Genomic DNA, 18,417 nt, shown 5'->3' with positions numbered 1-18,417 from the left:
TAACCTAGCCAGCTGTTTATTCACGGTGAATAATGACAAGAATATACGAGGGACTGGTAAAGGTATGTTTATTTTAGATACAAAAAAGCCGAGCTATGCTCGGCTTTCTCGTTCTTACGAACCTGATTACTCAGCAGCTTCTTCAGCAGCTGGGCGATCTACAAGCTCAATGTAAGCCATTGGAGCTTTATCACCAGTACGGAAACCAGCTTTTAGGATACGAGTGTAACCGCCCTGACGAGCAGCAAAACGTGGACCTAGTTCGTTAAATAGTTTTGCAACTACTTCGTTGTCACGAGTACGTGCAAATGCTAGACGACGGTTAGCAACGCTGTCAGTCTTAGCTAGTGTAATCAAAGGCTCAACTACGCGACGTAGCTCTTTTGCTTTTGGCAGTGTAGTCTTGATAACTTCATGACGTACTAGAGAGCTAGCCATGTTGCTAAACATCGCTTTACGATGTGAGCTGTTGCGGTTGAGTTGACGACCACTCTTACGATGGCGCATGACCTAATCCTTCTAACTATTATCGATTAATCTTCAGCGATAGACGCTGGTGGCCAGTTTTCTAGGCGCATGCCAAGAGAAAGGCCACGTGATGCAAGTACGTCTTTGATCTCTGTAAGAGATTTTTTACCCAGGTTAGGCGTTTTAAGTAGCTCAACCTCAGTACGCTGTACAAGATCACCGATGTAGTGAATCGCTTCTGCTTTCAGACAGTTAGCAGAGCGAACTGTTAGTTCAAGATCGTCTACAGGACGCAGTAGGATCGGATCGAATTCTGGCTTCTCTTCCTTCTCCTCAGGTACACGTACATCACGAAGATCTACGAACGCATCCAATTGTTCAGCTAGGATAGTAGCTGCACGACGGATTGCTTCCTCAGGGTCTAGAGTACCGTTCGTTTCCATGTCGATAACAAGCTTGTCTAAGTCTGTACGCTGCTCTACACGAGCCGCTTCTACAGAGTAAGCAATCTTATCTACTGGGCTGTACGTAGCGTCAACCAGTAGGCGACCAATAGGACGCTCATCTTCTTCAGTATGGATACGAGCCGAAGCTGGAACATAACCACGACCACGTTCAACTTTGATACGCATTGCGATCTCAGCGTTGTCATCTGTTAGATGACAAATTACGTGTTCAGGGTTAGCGATCTCTACATCACCATCATGGGTGATGTCACCTGCAACCACAGGGCCCGAGCCTGATTTGTTCAAAGTAATGAACACTTCATCTTTGCCTTCGGCAACGCGTACAGCCAAACCTTTAAGGTTTAGTAGGATTTCAAGAATATCTTCCTGAACGCCTTCTTTAGTACTGTACTCATGAAGTACGCCTTCAATTTCTACTTCTGTTACAGCACAACCTGGCATAGAAGATAGAAGAATACGGCGAAGTGCATTACCAAGAGTATGGCCAAAACCACGCTCTAATGGCTCAAGAGTTACTTTTGCGTGAGTCGTGCTAACTTGTTCGATGTCAACAAGACGTGGCTTAAGAAATTCTGTTACAGAACCCTGCATTGTGTCCTCTCTTTAGTTTAAACCTTACTTAGAGTAAAGCTCGACGATCAATTGTTCGTTGATGTCAGCAGATAGATCTGAACGCTCAGGCATACGCTTGAACGTACCTTCCATCTTACCACCATCTACTTCAATCCAAGTTGGTTTTTCACGTTGTTCAGCAACTTCTAGAGAAGCCTTGATACGAGATTGCTGTTTAGCTTTCTCGCGGATAGAAACAACGTCGTTAGCCGCAACTTTGAAAGAAGGAACGTTTACAACTTTACCGTTAACTAGGATAGCTTTGTGGCTAACTAGCTGACGAGATTCAGCACGAGTAGCGCCAAAGCCCATGCGGTAAACTACGTTATCAAGACGACCTTCAAGAAGCTGAAGTAGGTTTTCACCAGTGTTGCCTTTAAGGCGAGCAGCTTCTTTGTAGTAGTTACGGAATTGTTTTTCTAGAACGCCGTACATACGACGAACTTTTTGCTTCTCACGAAGCTGAACGCCATACTCAGATAGACGACCGCGACGAGCGCCGTGTACACCTGGTGCGTTATCAATTTTACACTTGGTATCGATCGCGCGTACACCAGACTTAAGGAATAAGTCAGTACCTTCGCGACGGCTAAGCTTCAGCTTAGGACCCAAATATCTTGCCATGATCTTTCTCCAGTTATCTAAAAAACGTTATACGCGACGTTTCTTAGGTGGACGACAACCGTTATGAGGGATTGGTGTAGCATCAACAATGTTAGTGATGCGGAAACCAGCAGCATTCAGTGCGCGAACAGTAGATTCACGACCTGGACCTGGACCCTTAACCATAACTTCCAAGTTCTTTAGACCGTATTCTTTAGCCATTTCAGCACAACGCTCAGCAGCAACCTGTGCAGCGAACGGAGTAGACTTACGAGAACCACGGAAACCTGAACCACCTGCAGTAGCCCATGCAAGAGCATTACCTTGACGGTCAGTGATGGTTACGATTGTGTTATTGAAAGATGCATGGATGTGCGCTACGCCATCTGCAACTTGCTTGCGTACGCGCTTACGAGCGCGAGTTGGTTGTTTAGCCATTGTACTCTACCTTCCCGATTATTTCTTGATCGGCTTACGCGGACCCTTACGGGTGCGAGCATTGGTTTTAGTACGCTGTCCACGTAGTGGTAGACTGCGACGATGACGAAGACCACGGTAACAGCCAAGGTCCATAAGACGCTTGATGTTCATTGATACTTCACGACGTAGATCACCTTCTACAGTGTACTTAGCTACACCATCACGCAGTTGATCGATCTGCTCTTCAGTTAGTTCACTGATCTTAACATCTTCAGCAATACCCACTTCAGCTAGAATAGCTTGAGAGCGAGTTTTACCGATGCCGTAGATTGACGTTAGTGCAATCACAGCATGTTTTTGATCAGGAATGTTAATGCCTGCAATACGGGCCATTATTCACTCCTAGTGTTTCATAAAAGAATTAGCCGCAGCAAAGCCCGTTATGGATACGCTGCGGAATACTACTTCTTTTGCACGCAAAAGGTAGGCCGAGGAATATACTCGACACTACCTTATATTTCAAGTAAAAATTTCTGCTTAATTAGCCTTGGCGCTGCTTGTGCTTTGGCTCACTGCAAATCACGCGAACAACACCGTTACGCTTGATAACTTTACAGTTACGGCAGATTTTTTTAACGGAAGCACGAACTTTCATTGCTAAACTCCGTAAATGAAATCTGAGTCTACCGCCGAATTAACGGCCATAGCCTTTCAGATTTGCCTTCTTCAACACAGAATCATACTGTTGTGACATCAGATGAGTCTGTACCTGTGCCATAAAGTCCATGATAACAACCACTACGATAAGTAGTGATGTACCGCCGAAGTAGAAACGTACGTTCCACGCGACCATCATGAACTCCGGAATCAGACAGATAAAGGTAATGTATAACGCACCTGCTAAGGTTAAACGCGTCATTACTTTATCAATATACTTAGCTGTCTGCTCACCTGGGCGGATGCCGGGTACGAATGCACCGGACTTCTTCAAGTTATCTGCTGTTTCACGCGGGTTGAATACCAACGCCGTGTAGAAGAAACAGAAGAAAATAATCGCTGCTGCATAAAGCATTACATACAGAGGTTGACCTGGGCTAAGAGCCAAAGACACGTCAGTTAACCAACCGAACGCGCTGCTCTCACCATTCTGACCAAACCACTGTGCCAGTGTTCCTGGGAACAGGATAATACTTGATGCAAAGATTGCTGGAATAACACCTGCCATATTAATTTTAAGTGGCAAGTGAGTGCTTTGCGCAGCAAATACTTTACGACCTTGTTGACGCTTCGCGTAGTTTACAACGATTCGACGTTGACCACGTTCCATGAAAACAACGAAATAAATAACTGCAAAAGCAAGTACACCAATCAACAGCAGAAGAAGTACATGCAATTCACCTTGACGCGCTTGCTCGATTGTTTGACCGATTGCTGAAGGCAATCCAGCAACAATACCTGCAAAAATCAGTAACGAAATACCGTTACCGATTCCACGCTCTGTAATTTGTTCACCTAACCACATCAGGAACATGGTGCCGGTTACTAAACTTACGGTAGCAATTAGCGTAAACATGGTTTGGTTGATAACAACCAGATTATCGACCATGTTTGGTAAGCCTGTTGCAATACCTATAGCCTGGAATGTTGCAAGTACAAGCGTGCCGTAGCGTGTATATTGGCTGATCTTACGACGGCCTGCTTCACCCTCTTTTTTGAGTTCAGCTAACGCTGGATGAACTACAGTTAGCAGTTGGACAACAATCGATGCCGAAATATACGGCATGATGCCCAACGCTAATATAGATGCACGCTCAAGAGCACCACCGGAGAACATGTTAAACATTTCAACGATGGTACCTTTTTGCTGTTCGAACAAATCGGCAAGTACAGCAGCGTCAATACCAGGGAGCGGAACAAAAGAGCCTGCTCGGAATACTAAAAGTGCACCTACTACGAATAACAAGCGCGACTTTAATTCACTTAAACCGCTCTTAGCACTACGAAAATCTTGTCCTGGTTTCTTAGCCATCTGTACCTCGTTCCTCGAGATTATTCCTCGATTTTACCGCCTGCAGCTTCGATTGCAGCTTTAGCGCCTTTAGTCACGCGTAGACCTTTAACAGTCACTGCTTTGTTAATTTCACCAGATAGAACAACTTTAACGAATTCGATGTTCTTAGTGATAACGTTAGCAGCTTTAAGGCTGTTTAGATCAACTACGTCACCAGTTACTTTCGCTAGCTCAGCTAGACGAACTTCAGCAGACACTAGGCTCTTACGAGAAGTGAAACCGAATTTTGGTAGACGTTGTTTCAAAGGCATTTGACCGCCTTCAAAACCTGGACGAACTGAACCGCCAGAGCGTGACTTTTGACCTTTGTGACCACGGCCACCAGTCTTACCTAGGCCAGAACCGATACCACGACCTACGCGCTTAGCAGTAGTCTTAGCACCAGCAGCTGGTGATAGAGTATTCAAACGCATTCTGATTACTCCTCAACTTTAACCATGTAGTAAACCTTGTTGATCATGCCGCGCACGCACGGAGTATCTTCAAGTTCTACTGTGTGGTTGATTTTACGAAGGCCTAGACCGCGCAAAGTAGCTTTGTGCTTTGGCAGACGACCAATTGAGCTTTTAGTTTGAGTTACTTTAATAGTTGCCATGGTGTTCTTACTCCGAAATAGATTCAACAGTTAGACCACGTTTAGCAGCAACCATTTCTGGTGACTTCATGCTACCTAGTGCATCGATCGTAGCACGAACGATGTTGATAGGGTTCGTAGAACCGTATGCTTTAGATAGTACGTTGTGTACACCAGCAACTTCTAGTACTGCACGCATCGCACCACCTGCGATAACACCAGTACCTTCAGCAGCAGGCTGCATGTAAACTTTAGAGCCCGAATGGCGACCTTTCACTGGGTGGTGAAGAGTACCTTCGTTTAGAGCGATCGTAGTCATGTTACGACGCGCTTTTTCCATTGCTTTTTGGATCGCTGCAGGTACTTCACGAGCTTTGCCGTAACCGAAACCTACACGACCGTTACCGTCACCAACTACAGTTAGTGCAGTAAAGCTCATGATTCGACCACCTTTAACCGTCTTAGATACACGGTTAACTGCGATTAGCTTTTCTTGCAAATCATTCGCTTGAACTTGTTGTTCTTTAGCCATCTTCCAACCCTACCTTAGAATTTCAGACCAGCTTCGCGAGCAGATTCTGCTAGCGCCGCCACTCGACCGTGGTATTGGAAACCAGAACGATCAAATGCAACTGACTCTACGCCTTTTTCAAGAGCGCGCTCAGCAACAGCTTTACCTACTGCTTTAGCTGCATCGATGTTACCAGTGTTCTTAACTTGCTCACGGATCGCTTTTTCTACAGTAGAAGCTGATGCGATAACCTCAGAGCCGTTTGATGCGATAACCTGAGCGTACACGTGACGAGGAGTACGGTGTACTACTAGGCGAGTTGCACCCAGTTCTGCAATCTTACGACGTGCGCGTGTAGCACGACGGATGCGAGATGCTTTCTTATCCATAGTGTTACCTTACTTCTTCTTAGCTTCTTTAGTACGCACATTTTCATCTGCGTAACGAACACCTTTGCCTTTATAAGGCTCAGGCTCACGGTAAGAACGAATGTCAGCCGCAACCTGACCAACAAGTTGTTTGTCACAACCAGTGATCACGATTTCAGTTTGGCTTGGACACTCAGCTTTAATACCCGCTGGCAATTCATGCTCAACTGGGTGAGAGAAGCCAAGAGTTAGGCCTACTGCATTGCCTTTAATAGCAGCACGGTAACCAACACCCTTAAGAGTTAGCTTCTTAGTAAAGCCTTCAGTAACGCCAACAACCATGTTGTTCACTAGAGCGCGAGCTGTACCAGCTTGTGCCCATGCGTTAGCAACACCTTCGCGTGGACCGAAAGTAAGATTGTTTTCTTCCTGAGCAACAACTACCGCTGCGTTAAGAACGCGTGATAGTTCGCCTTTAGCACCTTTTACAGTGATTTCTTGGCCGTTTAGTTTCACCTCTACGCCAGCTGGAATAGCGACAGGTGCTTTAGCAACACGAGACATAGTCTACTCCTATTAAGCTACGTAAGCGATGATTTCACCACCAAGACCTGCTTTACGTGCAGCGCGGTCTGACATAAGACCCTTGGAAGTTGAAACGATAGCAACACCAAGACCACCCATTACAGAAGGAAGTTCATCTTTCTTCTTGTAAACACGTAGACCTGGACGAGAAACACGTTTAAGTTGCTCAATTACCGGTTTAGCTTGGAAGTACTTAAGAGTAACTTCTAGCTCAGGTTTAACTTCGCCTTCAACAGCGAAATCAGTGATGTAACCTTCAGCTTTTAGTAGTGCAGCAATTGCAACTTTAAGCTTTGAAGAAGGCATTTTAACAGCAACTTTGTTTGCTGCCTGACCGTTACGAACGCGGGTCAGCATATCCGAAATCGGATCTTGCATGCTCATATGATTTACTCCAAATGATTAAGTGGCAATTACCAGCTAGCCTTACGAAGACCCGGAATCTCGCCTTTCATGCAAGCTTCACGAACCTTAATACGGCTTAGACCGAACTTACGTAGGTAACCGTGTGGACGACCAGTTTGGTTGCAACGGTTGCGCTGACGTGATGCACTTGAATCACGTGGAAGAGATTGCAGTTTAAGAACCGCATTCCAACGATCTTCTTCTGATGCGTTTACATCGCTAATGATAGCTTTAAGCGCAGAACGCTTTTCAGCGAACTTAGCTACTAGCTTCGCACGTTTTGCTTCACGTGCTTTCATTGAATTTTTAGCCATAACAGTAACCCTTCACCTTACTTACGGAATGGGAAGTTAAAGGCAGCCAGCAGAGCACGGCCTTCCTCATCAGTACCAGCAGACGTCGTAATAGTGATGTCTAGACCGCGTACTTTATCAACTTTATCAAAGTCGATTTCCGGGAAGATGATTTGCTCGCGAACGCCCATGCTGTAGTTACCGCGTCCGTCAAAAGACTTAGCGCTAACACCACGGAAGTCACGTACTCGTGGAAGAGCGATGTTAATTAAACGCTCAAGAAAATCCCACATACGTTCGCCACGCAAGGTTACTTTACAACCGATAGGGTAGCCTTCACGGATTTTGAAACCTGCAACAGATTTACGCGCTTTAGTGATTAGTGGCTTTTGACCAGAGATCGTTGCCATATCAGCTGCTGCGTTTTCTAGCAGTTTCTTATCGTTAATTGCTTCACCAACACCCATGTTTAGGGTGATTTTCTCGATTCTAGGGACTTGCATGACGCTTGTGTAGCTAAACTGTTTGGTCAGTTCAGCGACTACAGACGACTTGTAGTAATCATGCAGTTTCGCCATAGTAGAACTCCAAATTACTTCTATTAGTTAGAAACGATTTCGTTGTTAGATTTAAAGAAACGAACTTTCTTACCATCTTCAAAACGGAAACCGATACGGTCAGCTTTACCAGTAGCTGCGTTAAAGATTGCAACGTTAGAAACATCAATTGCTGCTTCTTGTTCAACGATGCCACCTTGTTGACCTAGAGCCGGTACAGGCTTTTGGTGCTTCTTAACAAGGTTGATACCTTCAACGATAACTTTACCAGTTGCTAGAACCTTAGTTACTTTACCTTTCTTGCCTTTGTCTTTACCAGCAAGAACGATTACTTCGTCATTACGACGGATTTTAGCTGCCATTTCTTCGTGCTCCTTACAGAACTTCTGGAGCCAGTGAAACGATCTTCATGAACTTATCGCCACGAAGCTCACGTGTCACAGGGCCAAAGATACGTGTACCGATTGGTTGCTCAGTATTGTCGTTAAGCAATACACAAGCATTACGGTCGAAGCGAATGACAGAACCGTCTGGACGACGAACGCCTTTGCGAGTGCGCACAACAACCGCCTTCAGAACGTCACCTTTTTTAACTTTACCGCGAGGAATTGCTTCCTTCACAGTAACTTTGATAACGTCACCGATATGTGCATAACGGCGGTGTGAGCCACCCAGGACCTTAATACACATTACCTTGCGCGCGCCTGAGTTATCAGCTGCGTCAAGTGTACTTTGCATTTGGATCATTGTTAGTGCTCCGCTAAATATAAAAAAAACTAGACCCTCTCGGGTCGGGCTGCCTCTTTAAAAGGGACGCGAATTGTACCACCCTTTTTTGTGATTGGGTAGTCAAAAAATAAACGGCCCCAAAATAATTTTGGAGCCGTTTAAATTCATAGAATTAACTAAGGGATTAACCTTTAGCTTTTTCTACAACTTTTACCAAAGTCCAAGACTTAGTCTTAGACAGTGGACGACATTCACGAATCTCAACAGTATCGCCTAGGCCACACTCGTTGTTCTCGTCATGTGCGTGAACTTTAGTCGTGCGCTTTACGAACTTGCCGTAAATTGGGTGTTTAACCATGCGCTCGATAGCAACAGTGATAGACTTGTCAGCCTTGTTGCTAACTACACGACCAAATGAAGTACGAATTTTGTCGCTCATTATGCGCCTGCCTTCTCAGTCAATACGGTTTTCACACGTGCGATATCACGACGTACAGCTTTCAGAGTATGAGTTTGCTGTAGTTGACCAGTCGCAGCTTGCATGCGCAAGTTGAACTGTTCGCGTAGCAAATTCAAAAGCTCAGCGTTAAGCTCTTCAACGCTTTTTTCGCGTAGATCTTGTGCTTTCATCACATCACCTGCTTAGTTACAAATGTAGTTTTGAATGGCAGTTTACGCGCCGCTAGACGGAACGCTTCACGAGCCAATTCTTCAGGTACACCACCCATTTCGTACATAACCTTACCAGGTTGGATTTGGGCTACCCAGTACTCAACGTTACCTTTACCCTTACCTTGACGAACTTCAAGTGGTTTTTCTGTGATAGGTTTGTCTGGGAACACACGGATCCAGATTTTACCTTGACGCTTAACGTGACGTGTCATTGCACGACGTGCCGCTTCGATTTGACGAGCAGTCAGACGACCACGGCCAACAGCTTTAAGACCGAATTCGCCGAAGCTTACATCAGTACCTTTAGCTAGACCACGGTTACGACCAGTCTGAACCTTACGGAACTTAGTACGTTTAGGTTGTAGCATCTGTCGACTCCTTACTTACGGCCTTTACGCTGCTTCTTAGGCTTATCGCCTTTAGGCTCTACAGCGTTAGCTGCTGGCATACCGCCTAGAATCTCACCTTTGAAGATCCAAACTTTAATGCCGATCACACCGTATTGAGTGTGAGCCGAAGAAGTTGCGTAATCAATGTCAGCACGTAGAGTGTGTAGAGGCACACGGCCTTCACGGTACCACTCTGAACGTGCAATTTCAGCGCCGCCTAGACGACCGCTTACTTCCACTTTGATACCTTTAGCGCCTAGACGCATAGCGTTTTGTACCGCGCGCTTCATAGCACGACGGAACATAACACGACGCTCTAGCTGAGACGCGATGCTATCACCTACAAGCTGTGCATCTAGCTCAGGCTTACGTACTTCAGCGATGTTAATTTGCGCTGGTACACCTGCGATTTTAGCTACAGCTGCGCGTAGTTTTTCTACGTCTTCACCTTTCTTACCGATTACAACGCCAGGACGAGCAGTGTGAATAGTCACACGGATGCTCTTAGCTGGACGCTCGATAACGATACGTGAAAGAGATGCTTTTTTCAGTTCACTTGTAAGGAACTGACGTACCTTGAAGTCGCCGTCTAGGTTGTCAGCGAAATCTTTGGTGTTAGCAAACCATGTAGCATTCCAAGGCTTAACGATGCCTAGACGAATACCATTAGGATGTACTTTTTGACCCATTGCTTACTCTCCTAGTCTCTTAGCGATCTGCTACAACAACAGTGATGTGGCTTGAACGCTTCAAGATACGATCCGCACGACCTTTAGCACGAGGCATAATACGCTTCATGATAGGGCCTTCATCTACGAAGATTTTTGCGACATTTAGATCGTCAATATCTGCGCCTTCATTGTGCTCCGCGTTAGCGATAGCTGACTCAAGAACTTTCTTGATTAGTTCAGCAGCTTTTTTGTTGCTGAAAGTCAAGATTTCTAGAGCTTGGTCTACAGATTTTCCACGAATTTGATCCGCAACTAAGCGAGCTTTCTGAGGCGAAATGCGAGCAAAGTTATGTTTAGCTAATGCTTCCATTTTCTACTCCTTAACGCTTCTTAGCTTTCTTATCCACGACATGGCCGCGGTAAGTACGTGTTGGTGCGAATTCGCCCAGTTTGTGACCGATCATTTCTTCGGTTACGAATACTGGTACGTGCTGACGACCATTATGGACAGCGATGGTCAAACCGATCATCGTAGGGATGATCATTGAACGACGGGACCAAGTCTTAATAGGCTTTTTGTCTCCGCTTTCCACCGCTTTCTCTACCTTCTTCAGCAAGTGTAGGTCAATAAATGGACCTTTCTTGAGAGAACGTGGCATGGCGATTCCTCTTTAAATAGATTACTTGTTACGACGACGTACGATGTACTTGTCAGTGCGTTTGTTCTTACGAGTCTTGAAGCCTTTAGTTGGCTGACCCCATGGTGAAACTGGGTGACGGCCACCAGAAGTACGACCTTCACCACCACCGTGTGGGTGGTCTACTGGGTTCATTACCACACCGCGAACGGTAGGACGAACACCGCGCCAGCGGTTAGCACCAGCTTTACCAAGTTCACGTAGCATGTGCTCAGAGTTACCAACTTCACCGATTGTTGCACGGCCTTCAGAAAGTACTTTGCGCATTTCGCCAGAACGTAGACGGATAGTTACGTATGCACCGTCGCGAGCAACGATTTGAGCATATGCACCAGCCGAACGAGCTAACTGACCACCTTTACCAGGCTTAAGTTCAACGTTGTGTACAGTTGAACCTACTGGGATGTTACGCATTGGAAGCGTGTTACCAGCTTTGATTGGTGCATCAACACCAGACTGGATAGCATCACCAGCGTTAACACCTTTAGGTGCTAGGATGTAACGACGCTCACCGTCTGCGTACAGAACTAGAGCGATGTTAGCGCTACGGTTTGGATCATATTCAAGACGCTCAACTTTCGCTGGGATACCGTCTTTAGTACGTTTGAAGTCAATTACACGGTAGTGGTGTTTGTGACCACCGCCGATGTGACGTACTGTGATACGACCGTTGTTGTTACGACCACCGTTCTTAGAGTTTTTCTCTAGAAGAGGTGCGTATGGCTTGCCCTTGTGTAGGTCAGCGTTAACAACTTTAACAACGTGACGACGACCAGGGGAAGTCGGCTTACATTTAACAATAGCCATTCTTAACTACTCCTGTTATTCCGCGCCGCCAACGAAGTCAAGATCTTGACCTTCTTTCAAAGTAACGTACGCTTTCTTAACGTCGCTGCGGCGACCTTGGCGTAGACCTTGACGTTTGGCCTTACCCTTAGTGATAAGAGTATTTACAGACTTAACTTCAACTTCAAATAGCTTTTCTACAGCTGCTTTGATCTCTTTTTTAGTAGCATCTTTTGCTACTTTGAAAACGATAGTGTTCGCTTTCTCAGCTGCCATAGTAGCTTTTTCAGAGATGTGCGGTGCACGTAGAACTTTTAGGATACGCTCTTCAGTGATCATGCTAGCATCTCCTCTACTTGTTTAACTGCTTCAGCAGTAATTACAACTTTGTCAAACGCGATTAGAGAAACTGGGTCGATACCAGCTACGTCACGTGCGTCAACTTTGTATAGGTTACGAGCAGCTAAGAATAGGTTCTCATCTACTTCGCTAGTCACGATTAAAGCGTCAGTTAGCTCAAGCTCTTTAAGCTTAGCAACTAGTTCTTTAGTCTTTGGTGCTTCTACTGAGAAGTTATCAACAACGATTAGACGCTCTTGACGAACAAGCTCAGAAAGAATGCTCTTCATAGCACCACGGTACATTTTTTTGTTTACTTTTTGGCTGTGATCTTGAGGTTTCGCAGCAAAAGTAACACCACCTGTACGCCAGATTGGGCTACGGATTGTACCAGCACGCGCACGGCCAGTACCTTTTTGACGCCATGGCTTAGCGCCACCGCCAGAAACTTCTGAACGTGTTTTTTGAGCACGAGTACCTTGACGAGCACCTGCTGCGTATGCAACAACTACTTGGTGTACAAGAGCTTCGTTAAACTCACGTCCGAAAGTAGTTTCGGAAACAGTTAGTGCATCAGCACCTTTAACCATTAGTTCCATTACTTACTCCTGAGACGTTATGCTTTAACAGCTGGTTTAACGATCACGTTGCCGCCAGTTGCGCCTGGGACTGCACCTTTAATAAGAAGCAGATTGCGCTCAGCGTCAACACGTACGATCTCTAGGTTTTGAGTCGTTACACGCTCTGCACCCATGTGACCTGCCATTTTCTTGCCTTTAAATACGCGACCTGGAGTCTGACATTGACCGATAGAACCAGGAGCACGGTGAGACAATGAGTTACCGTGAGTAGCATCTTGAGTGCGGAAATTCCAACGCTTAACAGCGCCTTGGAAACCTTTACCTTTAGATGTACCAGTAACGTCTACTTTCTTTGTATCGTTGAATAGTTCAACTGTTAGCTCAGCGCCAACTGCAAACTCTTCATCGTTTTCCAAACGGAATTCCCAAAGACCACGACCAGCTTCAACACCTGCTTTAGCAAAGTGACCTGCTTCTGGCTTAGATACGCGGTTAGCTTTCTTAGCACCAGTAGTAACCTGGATTGCTGCATAGCCGTCAGTTTCAAGAGTTTTCACTTGAGAAACACGGTTAGCTTCAACCTCAACAACAGTTACTGGGATAGAAACGCCTTCTTCAGTAAATACGCGGGTCATACCCACTTTACGACCGATTAGACCAATCATTCTTCTAATCTCCCTTAACCTAGGCTAATTTGAACGTCAACGCCCGCAGCAAGGTCTAGACGCATTAGAGCATCAACAGTTTTGTCTGTTGGCTCAACGATGTCGATTAGACGCTTGTGAGTACGGATTTCGTACTGGTCACGTGCTTTCTTGTTAACGTGTGGAGAGATAAGAACTGTGAAACGCTCTTTACGAGTAGGTAGTGGGATTGGACCACGAACCTGTGCGCCAGTGCGCTTAGCTGTTTCAACGATTTCCGCTGTAGAAGCATCGATTAGTTTGTAATCGAAAGCTTTTAGGCGGATACGGATACGTTGGTTCTGCATGAGACAGAGCTCCAATATTAAAAATTACACAAACAATATCGCCACTCAGACTCGTTAAGACGAGAGAATGCCGATTGATTTATGTGAAACCGTAACTCCCAAGATTAGGAAGTATTGTCAGTTAATTTTCGATTAACTACCCCTATGTACCAGAATCACGTCTGGGGATAGTTATTCCGAAGAATAAGTAGCTAATTGTATTAACCGCGAACATAAGCTGAGTCTACATTACCTAATAAATCGATGATTTATTAGCTCCTCTTCGCTCATTGGTTCACAACTGGCTTAACCAGTGCGCTGCATTATACAGATCACAATTTCACTTGCAAGGCTTGTTTGAAAAATAGTCGGATAAAAAAGAGGGGAAAGAAGAGAAGAGAGAGTTGCTAGTTCCCGGAAAAGAGGAACTAGCAAGTAGGAACTAGCAACAGAGTCTTTGGCGTACAGCTTCAAACAAACAGACACCAGAAGCCACTGATACGTTTAAGCTTGAGACACTGCCCGCCATTGGTATTTTGATTAAATCGTCACATGTTTCACGAGTTAAACGACGCATACCATCCCCTTCTGCACCCATCACAATAGCCAATGGGCCAGTCAGTTTAGCTTGATAGATATCATGAGTAGCTTCACCCGCAGTGCCGACAAACCAGATCCCTTGCTCTTGTAGCGCGCGCATTGTGCGAGCCAAATTGGTGACTCGTACCAAAGGCACGGTTTCTGCTGCGCCACAAGCGACTTTACTAACTGTCGCAGTGATATTAGCGGACTTATCTTTTGGCACAATCACGGCCGCAACACCCGCTGCATCAGCGTTACGTAAACACGCCCCCAAATTATGTGGGTCAGTAACACCATCGAGTACCAGCAATAGTGGCGATTCATGCTTAGCAAGGATGTCATCGAGGTCGTTTTCGTTAAGTTGCTTAGCTGGCTTAACGCGCGCCATGATACCTTGGTGGTTGGCACCACGAGCCTTGTCATCTAATGTCTTACGTGTCATCTGTTGAATTGACACTCCACACATTTGCAGATCATTTAGAATAGGCATTAAGCGGTCATCTTGACGACCTTTTAAGACAAACGCTTCAATAAAACGTTCTGGCTCACGCTCTAAAACTGCTTTTACAGCGTGAATACCGTAAATAAATTCGTTACTCATTTAAAAACCTGTTGGTCTGATTTTTACTGCGCTGGTTTCTTAGCGCGTTTGGTTTTCTTTGGTTTAGCACCCGGTTTCTTCTTGCGCGCCTTGGTTACTTTAGGCTTTTTGCTAGCATTAGACTCGGCACGTTCCGGACGCTTGGTCGGCTCGATGTCAGGCGCAGCCTTGCGTTCTGATCTTTCACCTTTGGTTGCCGCGCGCTTTTTATCCTTGGCTTTACGCTTCGCTTCCGCCGCGCGCTTCTTGGCCGTTTTGCCTTCGCCGCGTAGCTTACGACTTGTTTCGACTAATTCAAAGTCTATTTGGCGATCATCAAGATTAACCGACAGCACTTTGACTTTCACTGCGTCACCTAAGCGGTAGATGGCACCAAAGCTTTCACCGATAAGTCTTTGACCAATCGGGTCAAATTGATAGTAGTCGTTAGCCAGTGCTGAGATATGCACCAAACCATCTATGTGCAGATCAGTCAGGCGAACGAAGAAACCAAATCCGGTCACGTTAGCAATGACACCATCCAACTCTTCGCCGACATGGTCTTGCATGTACTCACATTTAAGCCAATCAGACACTTCTCGGGTGGCATCGTCTGCACGGCGCTCAGTCATCGAGCACTGCTCACCATAGAAGTCCATATCATCAAACGAATAGTGGTAACCGCCAGTCGGAGTCCAACGGTCACGCAGAGTTCCGTTTTCTTTCGCGATCAGATACTTGATTGCGCGATGAAGAAGTAAGTCTGGGTAGCGACGAATCGGTGAAGTAAAGTGCGCGTAGCGCTTTAGTGCCAAGCCGAAGTGCCCGCAGTTATCAGCATTATATACCGCCTGCTTCATCGAGCGCAGTAGCATGGTTTGGATCAGTTCTTTATCCGCACGCTCACCAATTTGTCTGACCAAATCGGCATAATCGGTTGGTGACGGCTCTAAACCACCGTTGAGATGCAGTCCCAGCTCACCTAAGAAATCACGGAAACCTTGTAGGCGAAGTTCACCCGGAGATTCGTGAATACGGTATAAGGCTGGCTCTTTGGCTTTTTCCACCAATGATGCCGAGGCGATATTGGCCAGAATCATACACTCTTCGATAATCTTGTGCGCATCATTGCGAATCACAGGTTCAATGCTGTCAATCTTACGCTCAGCGTTAAAGATGAATTTAGTTTCTATGGTTTCGAACTCAATCGCCCCGCGATTATCGCGCGCATGTTTGAGCACTTTGTACATGCTGTGCAGCTCTTCAAGATGCGGCACGATTGGCTCATAGCGCTCGCGTAGCTCTTCGTCACCTTCGAGAATATCGTGGACTTTATTATAGGTTAAGCGAGCATGAGAATTCATCACCGCTTCATAGTGTTTGTATCCCGACAACTTTCCTGTCTCTGAAATCGTCATCTCACACACCATACACAAGCGATCCACTTGTGGGTTGAGTGAACACAGGCCATTAGAAAGCACTTCAGGCAACATAGGCACAACTTGCGATGGGAAATAAACCGAGTTACCACGGTTAATGGCTTCTTTATCTAACGCTGACTCTGGACGAACGTAATAGCTCACATCCGCAATTGCTACCCATAAACGCCAACCGCCGCCTTTTTTCTTCTCACAGAAAACCGCATCATCGAAGTCACGCGCGTCCTCGCCATCAATGGTGACCAAAGGTAGCTGACGCAGATCAACCCGACCAACTTTAGCCTCTTCCGGTACTTCTTCCCCTAGTCCTTCAATCTGCTTGTTGACCGCTTCTGGCCAGTCGTGTGGGATCTGATGAGTGCGAATAGCGATTTGCGTTTCCATCCCAGGCGCCATATTTTCGCCAAGAACTTCAATAACTTTACCCATCATTCCACGTGAGCGTGAACCGCGATCGGTTATCTCAATAACCACCACGTTACCCATTCGCGCACCCGCTCTAAGCTCATTAGGAATTAGGATGTCCTGATGGATACGTGAATCATCCGGTACCACATAAGAGTAACCGTATTCCATAAAGAAGCGGCCAACAATCTGGCTTTGACGCTCTTCAAGTACACGTACCAAACGCCCTTCTTTGCGGCCACGCTTGGAGTTTTCTGTCGGCTGCACCAATACATAATCACCATGGATGATGTTCTTCATCTGATGATGAGGCAGGACAATATCATTGTCTTTACCAACACTGCCTTCAGGGCGCACCCAGCCGTGCCCATCTTTGTGCCCAATCACATAGCCTTTGATCATTTCCAGTTTTTCCGGCAATGCATAGCACTGACGGCGGGTAAATACTAACTGGCCATCACGTTCCATAGCGCGTAATCGACGACGCAGCCCTTCATACTGGTCCTCTCCTTGCAGTTTTAATGCATCAAAGAGATCGTTGCGATTCATCGGAACACCAGCTTGGCTGAGGTACTCTAAGATAAACTCACGGCTTGGGATCGGGTTTTCATAATTTTCCGATTCACGAGCAGCAAATGGGTCATTATGGGTATTGTCTGACATAGGCACGCCTAATTCACAAAGGAAGGGATTTAACACAAGTATATCTGAGTCCCGAAGTAAGCTACAGGTAAGTCGCTTTAATTTCGCTATTTTTCAATATCTTTAGCTTGGAATGCAATATTGCTGGCAAAAATGACTCGCCTAAACAAGAAATGCCCAGCGTTTGCTGGGCATTTCTTGTTATACATCCGCCCCCGAGTGCAGTAAGGAGCGTTGTCGACTTTATTACCAAAACGTTTCGCGCTTTTTCGCTCTGGCGATAATATTCTGTGGCATTCGCCTTTCTAGGCCTTGACGTAATACACTGATTCGTTTGTGGACACGCTGATCCGCCGTAACCGAGTTGTAGAGCCAACGGTAGGCATCTTCATAATCCAATGGGCTACCATAATCTCGTAGCAGTAGCTCAGCTAGGTGAATACGAGCGTTGAGGTTACCCATTGCTGCCGCTTCGCGTAAGTAAGGAATGGCGCGCTCTTTATCTTGCTGAACCAATGTCCCACGCGAGTAGTAGCGACCAATCTGCTCAAGCGCAGCAGGTAAACCTTGATGAGCGGCATTCTCCATATAGTAAAGACCAAGCTCGACATCTTGGTTAACACACACGCCCCACGCCAACATATCTCCGTACAAAAATTCATACGCAGGCAAGCTGATGCGAGTTGCACGAGCAACAATATCTTCAACCAGCTGACAGTTATCGGCTTTAACACGCTCTAAATGTTGGTTGTTATTAATCAGTTTAATTAGTTCAGCTTCAGTATAAATAGGTATCGGCTCTCCAATATCAGACAATGTATTTGCCTGTACCACAGAGGCACTTAACGCCAACACCATCGAAGCCGCTAATTTTCTTAGCTTCATGTTCTGCACTCTTCACTTCGATCAATGATGTTTCTTCAGTCAACATCTGATTTGCCGCACACACGGCAAGCTTGATATTAGTATCGGCAATCAGAGCTGACTCTTTAATCATATT

32 protein-coding genes are annotated in these 18,417 nt (G+C 45.9%); all 32 read right to left on the bottom strand.

All coding sequences use genetic code 11. The features are described from left to right. Positions 1–126: 126 nt before the first annotated feature. The 32 genes from rplQ to TW81_RS19225 all read right to left on the bottom strand — a co-directional run bounded on the left by rplQ (position 127) and on the right by TW81_RS19225 (position 18,414). Complete coding sequence (gene rplQ / locus TW81_RS05560) at positions 127–507, bottom strand: 50S ribosomal protein L17 (protein WP_004410405.1); 381 nt, start codon at positions 505–507, stop codon at positions 127–129. 26 nt (positions 508–533) lie between these two features. Continuing rightward, the gene (locus TW81_RS05555; protein WP_004410407.1) at positions 534–1,526 is read right to left on the bottom strand and encodes a DNA-directed RNA polymerase subunit alpha; all 993 of its coding nucleotides are present in this window, start codon (positions 1,524–1,526) and stop codon (positions 534–536) included. 24 nt (positions 1,527–1,550) lie between these two features. Then, a complete protein-coding gene (rpsD, locus tag TW81_RS05550; protein WP_045954704.1) occupies positions 1,551–2,171 on the bottom strand; it encodes a 30S ribosomal protein S4 in 621 nt (206 codons plus the stop codon). Positions 2,172–2,198: 27 nt separating this feature from the next. Beyond that, complete coding sequence (rpsK, locus tag TW81_RS05545; protein WP_001118870.1) at positions 2,199–2,588, bottom strand: 30S ribosomal protein S11; 390 nt, start codon at positions 2,586–2,588, stop codon at positions 2,199–2,201. An 18-nt stretch (positions 2,589–2,606) separates the two neighbouring features. Further along, positions 2,607–2,963: a 30S ribosomal protein S13 gene (rpsM, locus tag TW81_RS05540; protein WP_005435100.1), complete on the bottom strand. Its 357-nt coding sequence runs from the start codon at positions 2,961–2,963 to the stop codon at positions 2,607–2,609. A gap of 148 nt (positions 2,964–3,111) precedes the next feature. Further along, the gene (gene rpmJ, locus TW81_RS05535; protein ID WP_000868186.1) at positions 3,112–3,225 is read right to left on the bottom strand and encodes a 50S ribosomal protein L36; all 114 of its coding nucleotides are present in this window, start codon (positions 3,223–3,225) and stop codon (positions 3,112–3,114) included. Between the two features lie 39 nt (positions 3,226–3,264). Beyond that, positions 3,265–4,599, bottom strand: a complete 1,335-nt coding sequence (secY, locus tag TW81_RS05530; protein WP_045954703.1) for a preprotein translocase subunit SecY — start codon at positions 4,597–4,599, stop codon at positions 3,265–3,267. Positions 4,600–4,619: 20 nt separating this feature from the next. Then, complete coding sequence (rplO, locus tag TW81_RS05525; RefSeq protein WP_004410426.1) at positions 4,620–5,054, bottom strand: 50S ribosomal protein L15; 435 nt, start codon at positions 5,052–5,054, stop codon at positions 4,620–4,622. A 5-nt stretch (positions 5,055–5,059) separates the two neighbouring features. Beyond that, positions 5,060–5,236 (bottom strand): 50S ribosomal protein L30, encoded by a 177-nt coding sequence (gene rpmD / locus TW81_RS05520; RefSeq protein WP_000201159.1) that lies wholly within the window; start codon positions 5,234–5,236, stop codon positions 5,060–5,062. Between the two features lie 7 nt (positions 5,237–5,243). Beyond that, complete coding sequence (gene rpsE / locus TW81_RS05515; RefSeq protein ID WP_004745894.1) at positions 5,244–5,747, bottom strand: 30S ribosomal protein S5; 504 nt, start codon at positions 5,745–5,747, stop codon at positions 5,244–5,246. A gap of 14 nt (positions 5,748–5,761) precedes the next feature. Further along, positions 5,762–6,115, bottom strand: coding sequence for a 50S ribosomal protein L18 (rplR, locus tag TW81_RS05510; protein ID WP_045954702.1), 354 nt, complete (start codon positions 6,113–6,115; stop codon positions 5,762–5,764). A gap of 9 nt (positions 6,116–6,124) precedes the next feature. Further along, on the bottom strand, positions 6,125–6,658 hold the full coding sequence (rplF, locus tag TW81_RS05505; protein ID WP_004745892.1) for a 50S ribosomal protein L6: 534 nt from the start codon (positions 6,656–6,658) through the stop codon (positions 6,125–6,127). Between the two features lie 12 nt (positions 6,659–6,670). After that, positions 6,671–7,063, bottom strand: a complete 393-nt coding sequence (gene rpsH / locus TW81_RS05500; RefSeq protein ID WP_038209098.1) for a 30S ribosomal protein S8 — start codon at positions 7,061–7,063, stop codon at positions 6,671–6,673. A 29-nt stretch (positions 7,064–7,092) separates the two neighbouring features. Beyond that, positions 7,093–7,398 carry a 30S ribosomal protein S14 gene (gene rpsN / locus TW81_RS05495; RefSeq protein ID WP_004745888.1) on the bottom strand — a complete coding sequence of 102 codons (306 nt, stop codon included), beginning with the start codon at positions 7,396–7,398 and terminating at the stop codon, positions 7,093–7,095. Between the two features lie 17 nt (positions 7,399–7,415). Then, positions 7,416–7,955 (bottom strand): 50S ribosomal protein L5, encoded by a 540-nt coding sequence (gene rplE, locus TW81_RS05490; protein WP_004410443.1) that lies wholly within the window; start codon positions 7,953–7,955, stop codon positions 7,416–7,418. A 23-nt stretch (positions 7,956–7,978) separates the two neighbouring features. After that, entirely contained in the window at positions 7,979–8,296 is a 318-nt protein-coding gene (gene rplX, locus TW81_RS05485; RefSeq protein WP_010445323.1) for a 50S ribosomal protein L24, read from the bottom strand. Positions 8,297–8,309: 13 nt separating this feature from the next. Continuing rightward, complete coding sequence (rplN, locus tag TW81_RS05480; protein ID WP_004745883.1) at positions 8,310–8,681, bottom strand: 50S ribosomal protein L14; 372 nt, start codon at positions 8,679–8,681, stop codon at positions 8,310–8,312. Positions 8,682–8,847: 166 nt separating this feature from the next. Continuing rightward, positions 8,848–9,102 carry a 30S ribosomal protein S17 gene (gene rpsQ / locus TW81_RS05475; protein ID WP_006963213.1) on the bottom strand — a complete coding sequence of 85 codons (255 nt, stop codon included), beginning with the start codon at positions 9,100–9,102 and terminating at the stop codon, positions 8,848–8,850. After that, the gene (gene rpmC, locus TW81_RS05470) at positions 9,102–9,293 is read right to left on the bottom strand and encodes a 50S ribosomal protein L29 (protein WP_004410456.1); all 192 of its coding nucleotides are present in this window, start codon (positions 9,291–9,293) and stop codon (positions 9,102–9,104) included. Before rpmC ends, rpsQ begins: the two co-directional genes overlap by 1 nt. Next, positions 9,293–9,703, bottom strand: a complete 411-nt coding sequence (rplP, locus tag TW81_RS05465) for a 50S ribosomal protein L16 (RefSeq protein ID WP_005379577.1) — start codon at positions 9,701–9,703, stop codon at positions 9,293–9,295. Before rplP ends, rpmC begins: the two co-directional genes overlap by 1 nt. A gap of 11 nt (positions 9,704–9,714) precedes the next feature. Next, the gene (gene rpsC, locus TW81_RS05460; protein ID WP_005471060.1) at positions 9,715–10,413 is read right to left on the bottom strand and encodes a 30S ribosomal protein S3; all 699 of its coding nucleotides are present in this window, start codon (positions 10,411–10,413) and stop codon (positions 9,715–9,717) included. Positions 10,414–10,432: 19 nt separating this feature from the next. Then, complete coding sequence (gene rplV, locus TW81_RS05455) at positions 10,433–10,765, bottom strand: 50S ribosomal protein L22 (protein WP_004410462.1); 333 nt, start codon at positions 10,763–10,765, stop codon at positions 10,433–10,435. A 10-nt stretch (positions 10,766–10,775) separates the two neighbouring features. After that, complete coding sequence (gene rpsS, locus TW81_RS05450; protein WP_004745876.1) at positions 10,776–11,054, bottom strand: 30S ribosomal protein S19; 279 nt, start codon at positions 11,052–11,054, stop codon at positions 10,776–10,778. 21 nt (positions 11,055–11,075) lie between these two features. Then, positions 11,076–11,900, bottom strand: a complete 825-nt coding sequence (gene rplB, locus TW81_RS05445) for a 50S ribosomal protein L2 (RefSeq protein WP_004410474.1) — start codon at positions 11,898–11,900, stop codon at positions 11,076–11,078. 15 nt (positions 11,901–11,915) lie between these two features. Continuing rightward, complete coding sequence (gene rplW / locus TW81_RS05440; protein WP_031852906.1) at positions 11,916–12,218, bottom strand: 50S ribosomal protein L23; 303 nt, start codon at positions 12,216–12,218, stop codon at positions 11,916–11,918. Then, positions 12,215–12,817 carry a 50S ribosomal protein L4 gene (rplD, locus tag TW81_RS05435; protein ID WP_038209089.1) on the bottom strand — a complete coding sequence of 201 codons (603 nt, stop codon included), beginning with the start codon at positions 12,815–12,817 and terminating at the stop codon, positions 12,215–12,217. The genes rplW and rplD overlap by 4 nt, the downstream gene beginning before the upstream one ends. A 17-nt stretch (positions 12,818–12,834) precedes the next feature. Continuing rightward, complete coding sequence (gene rplC, locus TW81_RS05430) at positions 12,835–13,464, bottom strand: 50S ribosomal protein L3 (protein WP_045954701.1); 630 nt, start codon at positions 13,462–13,464, stop codon at positions 12,835–12,837. A gap of 14 nt (positions 13,465–13,478) precedes the next feature. Further along, the gene (gene rpsJ / locus TW81_RS05425; RefSeq protein ID WP_004410492.1) at positions 13,479–13,790 is read right to left on the bottom strand and encodes a 30S ribosomal protein S10; all 312 of its coding nucleotides are present in this window, start codon (positions 13,788–13,790) and stop codon (positions 13,479–13,481) included. Positions 13,791–14,211: 421 nt separating this feature from the next. Further along, a complete protein-coding gene (rlmB, locus tag TW81_RS05420; protein WP_045954700.1) occupies positions 14,212–14,952 on the bottom strand; it encodes a 23S rRNA (guanosine(2251)-2'-O)-methyltransferase RlmB in 741 nt (246 codons plus the stop codon). Positions 14,953–14,975: 23 nt separating this feature from the next. Beyond that, positions 14,976–17,438, bottom strand: coding sequence for a ribonuclease R (gene rnr / locus TW81_RS05415; protein ID WP_045954699.1), 2,463 nt, complete (start codon positions 17,436–17,438; stop codon positions 14,976–14,978). Between the two features lie 225 nt (positions 17,439–17,663). Then, the gene (gene motX / locus TW81_RS05410; RefSeq protein WP_045954698.1) at positions 17,664–18,302 is read right to left on the bottom strand and encodes a flagellar protein MotX; all 639 of its coding nucleotides are present in this window, start codon (positions 18,300–18,302) and stop codon (positions 17,664–17,666) included. After that, positions 18,226–18,414 (bottom strand): hypothetical protein, encoded by a 189-nt coding sequence (locus TW81_RS19225; RefSeq protein WP_156980918.1) that lies wholly within the window; start codon positions 18,412–18,414, stop codon positions 18,226–18,228. Before TW81_RS19225 ends, motX begins: the two co-directional genes overlap by 77 nt. Positions 18,415–18,417: the final 3 nt, after the last annotated feature.

The organism is Vibrio galatheae, from assembly GCF_000967545.1.
GTDB lineage: Bacteria > Pseudomonadota > Gammaproteobacteria > Enterobacterales > Vibrionaceae > Vibrio > Vibrio galatheae.
Note: the sequence above shows the minus strand (reverse complement) of the source record. Positions and strands in the feature narration are given on the sequence as shown.